At 45.0% G+C, this 12,550-nt stretch carries 5 protein-coding genes; 1 reads left to right on the top strand and 4 read right to left on the bottom strand.

The genetic code is table 11. The features are described from left to right. Window positions 1-62: 62 nt before the first annotated feature. From J7I42_RS26140 to J7I42_RS26125, 4 genes are read right to left on the bottom strand one after another with little or no spacing between them, the layout of a single operon-like run. A complete protein-coding gene (locus J7I42_RS26140) occupies window positions 63-1,751 on the bottom strand; it encodes a fasciclin domain-containing protein (protein ID WP_209141836.1) in 1,689 nt (562 codons plus the stop codon). Window positions 1,752-1,773: 22 nt separating this feature from the next. Then, the gene (locus J7I42_RS26135; RefSeq protein ID WP_209141835.1) at window positions 1,774-3,261 is read right to left on the bottom strand and encodes a RagB/SusD family nutrient uptake outer membrane protein; all 1,488 of its coding nucleotides are present in this window, start codon (window positions 3,259-3,261) and stop codon (window positions 1,774-1,776) included. A 14-nt stretch (window positions 3,262-3,275) separates the two neighbouring features. After that, window positions 3,276-6,560 (bottom strand): SusC/RagA family TonB-linked outer membrane protein, encoded by a 3,285-nt coding sequence (locus tag J7I42_RS26130; protein WP_209141834.1) that lies wholly within the window; start codon window positions 6,558-6,560, stop codon window positions 3,276-3,278. 20 nt (window positions 6,561-6,580) lie between these two features. After that, the gene (locus J7I42_RS26125) at window positions 6,581-8,788 is read right to left on the bottom strand and encodes a fasciclin domain-containing protein (protein ID WP_209141833.1); all 2,208 of its coding nucleotides are present in this window, start codon (window positions 8,786-8,788) and stop codon (window positions 6,581-6,583) included. 513 nt (window positions 8,789-9,301) lie between these two features. Between J7I42_RS26125 and J7I42_RS26120 the strand changes: the two genes are divergently transcribed. Then, window positions 9,302-12,550, top strand: a complete 3,249-nt coding sequence (locus tag J7I42_RS26120; protein WP_209141832.1) for a SusC/RagA family TonB-linked outer membrane protein — start codon at window positions 9,302-9,304, stop codon at window positions 12,548-12,550.

The following is a 12,550-nucleotide window of genomic DNA, read 5'->3' as shown; positions in this document are numbered from 1 at the left end:
TTTGATTACCGGCTCCCCCCGACACAGTCGGGGGGAATTGCTCAGGTAAAATGAAATCAACTTTAATAAACTATAGAACCGTCGGTAGCAAACTTGGGAGAAAACTGATTTGCTCCCTCTGGGATAAAATGGATCATATCGAGCCAGGATGAATTTTTTTGCCCCGACGCTTCCGTAGTAATGAATTTTATTTTATGCCGGCCGGTGGTAGTGATCTCCACCGTTCCTATCAGTTTAGAGGCCATGTGATCGGCGGTGCTGGCGCCTACATAATACCGTTTCCAGCCCTGGGCCTGTACATCCGTTTCCGGTAGGGTTTTACCGTAATTATAATCACCGAAAGAAAACAGACGGGGCATCAGGTAGCCGTCTATCCAGGTTTGCATACCAAAACCGTTTGTGTTGGCATTTGATCGCCAGCAGATCCATACTTTGTACCTGCCTTTAATGATCAGGGGAGTTGTAAATTCGATCCAGTTCATATTGGCGGAGCCTACGGCGGGTTTTAAAATTGCTAAAGCAAGCCGATCGTTCCAGTAGAAAAGATCTTTGGCGCCCGGATTGTTACAGAAATATTCAACTGTACCGGCATTCCAGGTTACATCTTTAAGATCACCCACCTGGAACGTTACGGTTTTACCCCCTTTTCTGAAGATGGAGGTCAGCTTCATGATCTCCGGTTGTTCGGCCACATCCCAATACACTGCTGTGGGATTTCTCACTTTTATATACAGGTTGTTATTTACATCGTGCAATACGCCGTTGGTACAGGCGATATCACTGACTGGTCTGTTAATTAGGGCACTGTCAGTTACGCCATTCGCAGTTTCATAGTTCAGCAATACTTTCTCTTCTTTTAATACGGTTGTAATTACCTCCTGGGGCGCCAGCGTTTCCTGGGCGGGTGATACTACGAGGTCGGCAGTGAATTTAAGCCCGGTGAGAATATGATACGCGACATACAGGTTCAGGCTGTCTTTGGGGTCCTGTATATTGGCATTGGGCTTGGTGTACTTTGCTTTCAGATCATTAAAGCTGTAAATTTTCTGGGCGGCATACACGGCATTTGATTGTGCCAGTACCGTATACCAGTTGGGCGTAGTATCGTTTTTATAGGTTAATTTTTGAATTACTGTATTTAAGCCCGTTGCCTCCAGCGCCTCGGTAAAAATGCTGTAGTTGGGATTCTCTTTTATGCGTTGGTACAACGACTTGCTGCTGGGGATCAATACATGATCTATGGAGTGCAATATGCCGTTGCCTGTATGAATGTTGGGTTGCAGAATAATTGCCCGCCGGTTAACTATATACCGGGATACGCCGTTCTCATTGTTGATACCGGTAATCAGGTATTCGCCGTGCATGGTAGGCACCGGCAGTTTCCCGTCGGTAAAGGACGGCGTGGAAATGGTATCTTCCAGCACATGATAGCGTACCATTGTTTTCAGGTCATCGGCGCTTATATCATCGAGTGATGACTTGCCCAGGTCCTGCAGGTAGCCCTGAATGGCATCGTTGGTTGGGGCAAACATGGTATAGGTGCCATAGGCATTCATAAAGGAAGCTGTGCCCGATTTTTCCAGTACTTTGATGAACTCAGAGTAGGTATCCGGGTATTTTTCCAGATAACTCACCAGGTTGGTAGCGTCGGTGGTCGACGTTACAATTTTCATCTTATTGCATTGTGGCAAACCAACAATGATCAGGATGATCACGATAGTCAGCGCAATGGGCTTGAGTAAATTCTTCATATAAGCGAGTTTAGTTGGTAGCTTATTGATAAAAGGGGTTTTGTACCAGGTTTTTGTCGGTATTCAGTTCATAGTAATAGATGGGGAAATAGTGGCTGTTAACGTCTCTGTACTTATTCATCGCCGATTGCTGCCGTTCAGGCGGGGCGGCATTCCTGACCATTTCCAGTATAATATCCAGCCGTTCATAATTATTTCTTTTGGCGTTTCGCAATACATCATACCAGCGTTTGCCTTCAAAAGAAAATTCCCTGGCCCGTTCTTCCAGAATAAAATCGGTGACCTGCTCCACACTGTTAGGGTCTACACCATGGTCTGTTGCCGGCAGTGCGTGTGCCCGTTTCCTGATATCATATACGAGCTTCAATGCTTCCGGCCCATTGCCCAATTGAGTCATAGCTTCTGCTTTCATCAAAAGGATATCTGCATACCGGTAAACGATCCAGTGTCTAAAGGATGCGTCGGCGGTAGTCTCCCACAAAAATTTCTGGATCAGGTTATTGGCGCTGTTTATGGAAGCCCCATCTGCCCGGTAGTCAACGCTGTCGGGATTAACATAGTCAATGGTGTAGATGCTTTCCATTACCGCATCAGATGCCTGATACCTTCTTTTGTTGGTATTGAACATCAGCCAGAATGGGTTCAGGGCTTCTTTACTATACTGAAACTCGAAGATGGATTCGGTGGAATTACCTGCATCGAAGATCTGATAGAAAAAACTTCTGGAGGTGATCAGGCCGAATTTACCGGAGCCGATCACCTTGTCGCATGCGGTAATACAATCATTGTAATTATCCATCCACAGGTATACATCGGCCATGAGGGCATAAACGGTATATTTTGTTACCCGGCCTTTATCTGCATCATTACTGCCGTAGGTGAAAACTGCGTTTGGTTCGGCTGCTTTAAGATCATTGACGATCTGGTCAAGTACTTCCGCCTGGGTGTTCTTGGGCAATTGTTCCAGTTGGTCATCGCTGGTGGTCGCGCTCAGCTTAAGGGGCACATCGCCAAAGCTGCGGGCGAGGTAGAAATACATAAGGGCACGAATGGTAAAGGCTTCCGACAGATAAGCATTCAATTGTTGTTCGGTCAGCGTTTTATCGGTTTTAAGTACCCCGGGGCCCAGATTTATAACGGTATTACAATAGTTGATCGTTCTGTATACGCCCCGCCAGTTTACAATGGTATTGGATGACTGGAGATTTGCGTTATAGATGTCAATGTCGTTGTTGCTGGCGCCTGCAGAGGGGATTACCATATCGGCGCGCAGTTCACCCCACATGAACAGGTATTCGGCCAGGCTCCGGTCTGAGACGCCGGGCGGGTTGCCGATGAGGGAGGCATAGATGCCGTTTACTGCCGCAGCCAGCTGTTCCTTTGTTTGCCAGAATTCGTCGCCTACAATGCCATCAGACGGCCGCAGGGACAGCCATTTTTTGCAGGAGGAAGCACCCGTAGCGAGCAACAGCACAAAAAAGGCGAAATATATTTTTCTAAACATGTTCATTGCGTTCGTTGGTTTTAGAAGGTGGTCGATAAACCGATGGTATACGTTTTAGAAGGTGGTGTCATGGAGTTGTCTGTTGCAACCCGGAATGGATCGCTGCCTCTTACCGATACTTCGGGGTCCTGACCGGTATATTTGGTAAAGGTTGCCAGGTTCTCCGCGGTAAAATAGGCGCTGAAACCGCCCAGTTTTAATTTGCTCAGTGTTTTGGCAGGGAAGTTATACCGTACCGTGGCCGAACGCAACCGCAGGAAGGAACCATCTTCTACAAAGCGGTCAGATCCCAGGGAGTTATAACCGGTGCCATAAACGGCTCTGGGCATATCGGTTATATCGCCTTCTTTTCTCCATCTTCTCAATACGGCTGTACTTTGGTTGTCAAAGTTGTACATGGACGTGGTTGTCATTTTGGTGCCGTTTATCAGGTCCTGACCCAACCGATAGTTACAGAAAACGGTCACGCGCAAGATGCCTTTCCAATTGAACGAAGGACCAAAACCGCCGGTATATTTCGGATTACCATTACCGAGGTACACCACATCCATATAATTAATATTGCCATCGTGGTTGATGTCTTCATACATGGCATCGCCTGGCTGGAACATATAATCGACAGAAGGATAGTTAAAGCGCATATAAATCACCTGTCCGTTAGGTCCAATGATCTGTTGGCCCTTTGCATCTTTGGCAATAGTGGCGTTTTTGTCGGCATATACACCTTTGAAGCGGAAACCATAGAAGGAGCCAAATGGATTATTTTCCTGTAACAGGGATTTGTACTGACCATTGGCTTCTATATTTCCTTTTTCACGTGGATAGTATTCAGATATTTTGCGAATGATGTTTGCGTTGCGCGCAATGTTGAAATTGAATTCAATAGAATAGTTTTTCTTTTTCACCAGTACTGCATTGAGGTTAACCTCTAATCCCTGATTATCCATGGTACCCACGTTCATGTCTACTTTATCGAAACCGGTAAAGGAAGAGATCTGTAAACCGGGTGAATACATATGATCGATCCGGTTACGATACAGGTCAACATCGAGGTTGATGCGACGGTTCAGGGCAATGAGGTTGAAACCCAGGTTCAATCCTTTATTTACTTCCCAGGAAAGGTTATTCAATTCCATTCTGGACGGGAAAATGGCGGATTGACCGAGGTAGGAATAGGAGTAAGTGCTGTAAGTGTTGTAGAAAGTATAATCATCTTTTGGTTCCCGGCCCGAGTGACCATAGCTACCGCGGATGCTCAGGTCGTTGATCCATTTCTGTAAGGGCTTCATGAACCACTCGTCAGACATACGCCAGCGGGCCGATACAGATGGGAAATAACCATACCGGTGGCTGGGACCGAATTTCGAATTACCATCCACCCGGATGGCGCCATTTAAAATATAGCGGTCTTTAAAAGAGTACTGTCCGTTTACCAGGGCGCCAATAGAACGGGTTTGTATTTGTGTTGACGTAAGGTTCAGATCGGCATTGGCAGTACGCGAAGGTACGGAGGGGTCCTGTAAGTCTGTAGACGCGGTATTGGATGTTTGTGCCTGATGCGATACATATTTAAAATCGCTTGTAAGGAAGGTAGAGAACAGCACCAACTTGTGGTTTTCTTTCAGATGCGGGGTGTAGGTAAGGCTTGTTTTTGATTGGACGCTGAACGCATCTGCATCACCATCATATACCCGGTTCACACTTGTTTCAGTCCAGGGTCTGCCGGTAGCTATTTGCGGCAAAAAAGATTTGTTCTTGGTATTATTGATATCGAACTGTATATCGAAGTTGGCAAAAAGTACAGTAGGTTTAATATCATACTGCAAGGTGAAGTGTGGTATTACCCGTTCAGAAAGAATGTTCCGGTAAGCGGTCCTGGCCATGGCAACAGGATTAACTGTTCCAATCAGTTTGTTTTTGCTGTCTATGCCGCCATAAAAACCCTGTACATTACTTACCGGTGAAAAAAAGTTGGGTGTTTTGTTGCCATACTCATCATATTCATAAATACTCATGTTCGGCATTTTTCGGTAGGCCACTTCCAGCAGGTTATCGGCATAGTTGCGATTGTTGCTGGAGTGTGAATACGAAAGGTCGGTACGGAAGCGAATACGGGCTGACACCGTATAATCGAGGTTGATGCGGGTATTGATCCGTTTAAGATCATTACCTACAGTTGTACCCGTTTGGTTGGTATAGTCGAGTGAGGTGAAGTAACGGGCTTTTTTGCCCCCACCATTCATTGATAGATTGTGGCTCTGGATATAGCCTGTTTGGCGGATAGCTTTTACCCAGTTAGTATTATTGTTGTAGTTATAATACCAGTAAGGGTCCGTGGGGTCGTATTGAAATTCCTTTACAGTTTGGGTATTGAGCGGCGCACCATTTCGGTTCATCACCTCTTCTGGGATCAGCATGGAATACTGATCGCCGTTAAGCATGGGAATGGCATCGGGTGCCTGGGTCATAGAGCCTTTAAAGGTATAGGTCAACTGCGGTTTTCCTATTTTACCACGCTTGGTAGTGATGATCAATACCCCGCCGGCAGCGCGGGCGCCCCATACTGCAGTGGCGGCGGCGTCTTTCAATACAGTAATGTCTTTTATATCGGAAGGGGCAATGTTAAGCAATGCGGCATATCCCTGTTCGTCGGCCGTACCGAAGTTGAAGTCGGAAGGGATCTCTGTTTCATAAGGCATTCCGTCTACTACTATCAGTGGGTTGTCTGATGAGTTGATGGAGGAAGTACCGCGGATCTTGATACTCATAGCTGCGCCGGGATCACCTGAGCTGGCCGTAATATCGAGACCTGGTAACCGGCCCTGCAACGCCTGGTCAATGGAGGTAGATTGCATTTCTTCCATTTCCTTGGCATTGATAGTGGCAGCGGCAAATGTGCGGTCCCTTTCCGAGATCGGCATCATACCGTTGTCGGTTTTTTTATCGGCTACTACAATGATCTCATCCATATCGGCATTGGGTGCCAATTGTATATTGAATGTTGTTTTGCCTGAAAGGCTTTGTACAACTGATTTGTGACCTATGTAGGAAACCTGTATTTTGTTTTTGGGGTTTGATATTCTGAGCGCAAAATTGCCATCTATATCAGTAGATACCCCTCGGATAATACGTTCGTCATTATCTATTTCGGTTACTGACGCCCCATGAACGGGCGTTTTGTCGCGGCCGCTGGTGATCTTCCCGCGGATAATAAGTGGCTGGGTCTGGGCTTGTAGGTCACTGAGAGGCACCAGCGAAACCAGTAGTATGATTAATAAAGAGACCTGTGAAAACAATTTTTTCATATGTCAGTTTTGCGAAATGATCATTTGTTAGGTTTAAGGCACGTATTAATGGAGTGAATAACTATACGGTCGGCCAGCACATTGCTGTTTACCGGGTCAGTAGTTGCCGTATTGCCAAATGAATCTGTAAAAGTCAGGATGCCACCAGCTAAGCTGACTATGCTAACAGCACCTGGTTGATCGTTCAGATTCGTGAAATTGGTTTTACAGGTTTGTATTTTCCCGTCAGCAATTACCGTTTGTTGTAACATGTGGAATTTCAGAAAGGACTCTACCTGCTCTATATCAACGCCTGCGGTAGATGTATAGTTAGGGACTTTATTTGGTGCGGTTCCGGTACCGGGTAATAAACCGGCATTAACAGCAGCCAGAATGGCATTGTTGTCGGGGATTATAAAAGTACCAAAGAAGCCAGTCGGTACACCGGAGATGACGCCGGTTGTAGCCGTATACATTTTAGCGTTTTTAAGGTATTGGAAAAATTGATAGTAAGGTGAAGAAGGCTGGGATGCTAAAGCTTCGAGCCTTTTTCCTGGTGTTAATGCAGAAAAGAGTAACAGGCCATTGGTATAATAGGCAATGCCGTTCTTCATGACCTTGCTACCTGTTACCGTAACGTTTACATTGCTATCGATATTTCCGGCTGCATAAAACTGGCCATTATTCCATTTGATCAGTTCGCCACTTAAGGTTGAAATGATGCCCTGTCCGCTTAAATTGCCCAATTCATTATTGGGGGTGGCAATAACACACAAATTGACCAATCTGTTTACAGTGCCCGGGGGATCACCGGCTCCCAGTACGCCCGGAATAGTATTCACCCATTTACTACTCTTGGCATCCCAATCAAAACCCAATGCCCTTATTTTGGCGTCAGACATCATCAGGATGGTATATTTAAAATTGGGATTGGTGATAGTTTGTTTCAGGTCCTGGTTTAACAGGCGTGTCATGAGCGTATAGTCGGGATCGAGATAAGGACGTGCGTATACTGTTGAAAATAGATTCGATTCCTGTACCTTTTTGGCCCCATAGAAGAAGCCATTGCTCAATATTTTTTTATCAACGATATCGGAATTGGCACTAAACCTTGCTTCTTCACCCAGGTAATTGGAGGTGGTTGCAAATTTGGTTGGCCATACAGGGTTTTGCCACAGGTGCGCATTTAAGAAGTCGGTCAGGGTTTGAATGGGCAGTTTATTCAGGTTACTCAGATCATTGTTGTAGTGTTCCAGTACCACATTTTTCAGGTAAGGTTCCAATACGTCATTGGTAGGCGCAAAAATGGTCCAGCCATTCATCTGCCCATCATTGTCCTGCACTTTCAAATAATTCTCATTGTTCAGGGAAAACGCGAGGCCTGCATTATAAAATTTTATGTATACTTTGTCGCTGCTGTTGTTCAGGATCTGGAACCTTTTGGTTGCTTCTGCATTTTCAGTGTAGGAAACCATAAATTGTTGAAACAGGCTGTTAAACAGGCTGTATTCAGGTTTGGAGGCCAGGTATTTTTCAATATTCTCTAAGGGAGATAGTACCTTATCTATTACATGGATGTTACCATTCTCAGCAGGGATATTTGTTTCGGTGATCCGTGCATCCAGAATATTTAGACCGGTAAAAGAGGTACCGGGGTAAAAGTAATTGTAATCGGTGGCTGTTAATTTGGAATCCGTAAAAAACGGATTGGTAAAGTAGGGGATGTACTTATTATTATTGTCCGCCGAACTATACCCTGCATTCCGGTTGGAAGCAATGGTATGAAGCAGCTGACCGTTTACAGTTGCTGTATCGAACAGATCGTAATAGGCGGTCCTTCGCTTGAATGCTTTGTCTGCTACCCATCCTGCAGTGGATTGATAATCATCCAGCCGTTCTGTATTGAAGGAATTGTAAACCAAACAATAGCGAACAATTTGTTGGGCTTTTACAGAATCCATAGCGTCTATTCCGCTTAAGCTGTTCTCTTTAAAGTATTTGCTGAAAGCATCATCGGTTGGGGCGAACAGGGTCCAGTAACCGGCATTGCTTAAGATGTCTTTGTACCCGGCCTTATCAATACAGGCAAGTAATAAACTGAAATTCTCCTTTCTTTTAAGTACCTGGTAAATAGGGGGTTCAAGACTTTCCGGTCGGTCGTAAAATTTATCCCATTCTTTTTTTCGGCAGTTAACTAGTAAGATACAGGATGAAATGAGTACATAGCAAATTTGTAGCGATCTACGCATGGCAGGTGTTTGTTTAGTCTTGGTTTTTAGAAAACAGCGTGCAGCAAAAACTCGTAACAATCCCCTAAGGGCTTATGAGCGATGCTTTTAAATGCTTATGAAAATGAAAAAGAAATGTAGAAGAAGTAAAAATAAACAGGGTAGCCATCACAGCAGAGGTGATAGCTGCAAGTGTTAAGTGCAACATGGCAAGTCAGTTTCGTTTTGGTTATGGCAGTTACTGAATAAAATTAACGTTTCAACGGCCTTAAACTATCCTGAGGCATCCCGTTTGAGGCAAATGATCTACGCAATCGTTACCGGAAGTGTTGGTATGACATTTAATAGTAAAGAATAGATTGACAACCTGTTTTGGCCGTTATTGCCTGAACTTTAATCGATGAAGTGTTTGAAAGCCCTGTTCAACAGAATGCTAATTCATTTTAGACAGGATGGAACAGGACGACGGTTGCATCAACTGCCCCTAATTTTATCCGCATCAGGCGATTGTAAACATTACTAAATAGTGCCAATATGAGAGTTCAGCAATTTGTACCAAAGGGTATTTGGTTAGTACCTTTACTACTCCTCTTTTCATTTTTTCAAGTACGATCACAAAATTCAGCAGGCAGCATTTTAATTACGGGAAAAATTACCGACGAAAGTGGTAATGGTGTGCCTGGGGCTACCGTTCAGGTGAAGGGAACTGATAAACGCACCCTTGCCAAGGACGATGGGGCTTTTTCTATTCCTGTAACTACGGGAAAAGAAACCCTGGTTATTACTTCCGTGGGTTTTGCCAGGAAAGAAATTCAATTGAACGGCCAAACCAACTTGACCATAAGCCTTTCCGGCGAAAAAAATACGCTGGAAGATGTGGTGGTGATTGGTTATGGTACGCAAAAACGGCGAAATGTAACAGGCGCCCAGGCATCGTTCAATGCCAGCAAGCTCGATGAGCGGCCGGTAACGAGAGTTGACCAGGCACTGGTTGGTCAAATGCCCGGCGTGGCCGTTAAACAAACAACCGGTTCATTGGGTAAAGGTTTTAGTGTACAGGTACGCGGTAGTGGTACCATTACAGCGGGTAGTGAACCGTTGTATGTAATTGATGGATTTCCGCTGGCTATGAGTTCGCCGAACCAGTCGGGTAATTTTGCCAATGGTAACCCGCTTGATAATATCAATCCAAATGATATTGAAGATATTCAGGTATTAAAGGATGCAGCTTCTGCAGCGATCTATGGCTCCCGCGCTGCCAATGGGGTAGTGCTGATCACTACCAAACGTGGTAAATCGGGTAAACCAAGAGTGACTGTAAACAGCAATGTGGGTTTTACCGAGCCATCCCGGAAGCTTGACATGCTGAACAGTACAGAATGGATGGATCGTTTTACTGAGATGGTGAATGCCAAATACGTAGCCGATTACGGTTCAAAAGGCGGTACCGCGAGTGACGACAATACCAAACGTCGCCAGCTTTTAAAATTGGGTGCGAGTGATTATAATACCACTTACATGATCGATGACCGCTGGTTAGATCCCAATCATCCAGGTTTGCGGTTCATTGACTGGCAGGATGAGATTTTCCGGAAGGGACTGGTGCAAAATCACCAGGTGTCTGCCAGTGGTGGCAATGAGTTTGTGAAGTATTATGTGTCTGGTAATTTTGTTCGTCAGGAAGGAATGGTGATCAATACCGATCTTACCAGCTATTCGGCCAGGGCCAATGTGGAAGTAAACGCCAGTAAAAAACTGAAGTTCGGTTTGAATATTGTGCCTACTTATTCAATCATCAATGACCCGGGTGTGGAAGGAAAAGATAATATTCTGCATCAGGTGCTGAGTATGAGCCCCGTTCAGGATAGCGTGAGTGGGTTGTATCCGAATGCCGGTCTGAACGACCAGTATAAATGGAGCACTTCTACGAATAGCCCTTATGCAAAATTAAAATCCATTCTGGGGCAAACCAGGCGTTTCCGTACGCTTGCTTCGGTTTTTGGAGAATACCAGATCATTCCGGGGTTGTCATTTAAAACAACCGTTAACCTGGATAATACTGACAACCAAAGCAAGGGTTATACGCCTTATACTGTGACCAATTCCTTGGCTACCAGGCTGTCATCAACTGCAGCATTGGCCAGCGGATCGTTCAACAGCTATAGAAAGCAAACTTTTGTAAATGAGAACACCTTTAACTTCAATAAGACCTTTAATAATGTACACGACATTAATGCTGTAGTAGGTTTCTCCTATAACTCCGATAAGTTGGACAATCAGGAGATCAAGTCAAATGGTGGTTACAGACAGGATAAAATAATTACCCTGAATGCGGCTAATGCTGTTACCAGCACTACTACGGAAACAAAGAACGTATTGTTGTCGTATTTAGGCCGTGTACAATATACTTATGATGGTAAATACCTGCTTTCTGCCAGTATTCGTCGTGATGGATCGAGCCGTTTTGGTGAGGGGGGAAAATGGGGCTATTACCCCAGTGCGTCTGTTGGCTGGCGTGTATCTGAAGAGAACTTCATGAAAGCAGTACCGGTAATTAACGATCTGAAGTTAAGGGCCAGCTGGGGTAAATCGGGTAACTATCAAATTGCCGATTATGCTACCATTGCTCAGTTGGCTGTATATAACTATTCATTTAATAACTCATATGCCGTTGGCCTTGCTACAGGAGGTATTCCCAATGCTAATGGCACTCCTTCAAACGGTGCTACCAATCCCAATCTTACCTGGGAAAAATCGCAAACCTATGATGCGGGTCTTGATGTAACTGTATTAAACAACCGCATCAGCGCCAGTTTTGATATTTATACAAGAAAGAGTTCAGACCTGTTACTGAACCTGCCAACTCCCTGGGTAACTGGTTTTGCCACCCAGCTGGCTAACGTAGGTCAAACACGTAACCAGGGCTGGGAAATAGACCTTACCACCCGCAATATTGTAAAAGGCCCGGTACAATGGACCACCTCTATTAACCTGAGCCACAACAGCAATAAAGTGGTGGCGTTGGGTCCTGGTCAATCTCAGATCATTATTCCGGCAGCTCTTTCTGGTACCCAGCACTCCATTTTACAGGTAGGCCAGCCATTGTACAGTATTTATGTTGTTAAACAAGTTGGCATCCTTACCCAGGAAGATATTGATAAAAAAGTAGCGCTGTATGGTTCAGAGACAGTAGGTGATCCTAAATACGAAGATTTTACGCCTGATGGAGTTATTGACCTCAATGACCGCCAGATAGTGGCCAAACCAAATCCTGATTATATCTATGGCATGACCAACACGGTAAAATATAAAGGTTTTGATTTTAGCGTATTGGTGCAGGGACAACATGGCGGCTCTATTTATTCATTGTTAGACCGTGCATTGGGAAGGACCGGACAGGGTACTGTTGATAATGCCCTCGGCTTTTTCCGTGACCGCTGGCGCTCAGCTGATGATCCGGGCGCTGGTAGAGTAGGTAAAGCGTATTCAACATTCGGACAGATCGCCAATACCGACTGGCTGTTCTCTTCTGATTACTTCCGCGTTCGCATGATCACGTTAGGATACGACCTGAACCGGGTAATAAAAGCGAAGTTGATGAATGCAGCCCGCGTATATATTACCGCAGAGAATTTCTTTGGTCACGATAAATACAAAGGTGGATTGAACCCTGAGGCAAATAATACCGATTTGAGTGGTAACGCCCTGTTCCCGGAACCAGGCGATTATGGTGGATTGCCTTTACCAAAATCGTTAATTCTGGGTGTAAACATTTCTTTTTAA

The organism is Niastella soli (assembly GCF_017742245.1).
In the GTDB taxonomy this organism is placed as follows: Bacteria; Bacteroidota; Bacteroidia; order Chitinophagales; family Chitinophagaceae; genus Niastella; species Niastella soli.
Note: the sequence above shows the minus strand (reverse complement) of the source record. Positions and strands in the feature narration are given on the sequence as shown.

What these genes read in the sequence shown, in the direction of transcription:
- J7I42_RS26140 (WP_209141836.1), bottom strand. Translation starts at nt 1,751, where the DNA reads ATGAAGAATTTACTCAAGCCCATTGCGCTGACTATCGTGATCATCCTG.
- J7I42_RS26135 (WP_209141835.1), bottom strand. Translation starts at nt 3,261, where the DNA reads ATGAACATGTTTAGAAAAATATATTTCGCCTTTTTTGTGCTGTTGCTC.
- J7I42_RS26130 (WP_209141834.1), bottom strand. Translation starts at nt 6,560, where the DNA reads ATGAAAAAATTGTTTTCACAGGTCTCTTTATTAATCATACTACTGGTT.
- J7I42_RS26125 (WP_209141833.1), bottom strand. Translation starts at nt 8,788, where the DNA reads ATGCGTAGATCGCTACAAATTTGCTATGTACTCATTTCATCCTGTATC.
- J7I42_RS26120 (WP_209141832.1), top strand. Translation starts at nt 9,302, where the DNA reads ATGAGAGTTCAGCAATTTGTACCAAAGGGTATTTGGTTAGTACCTTTA.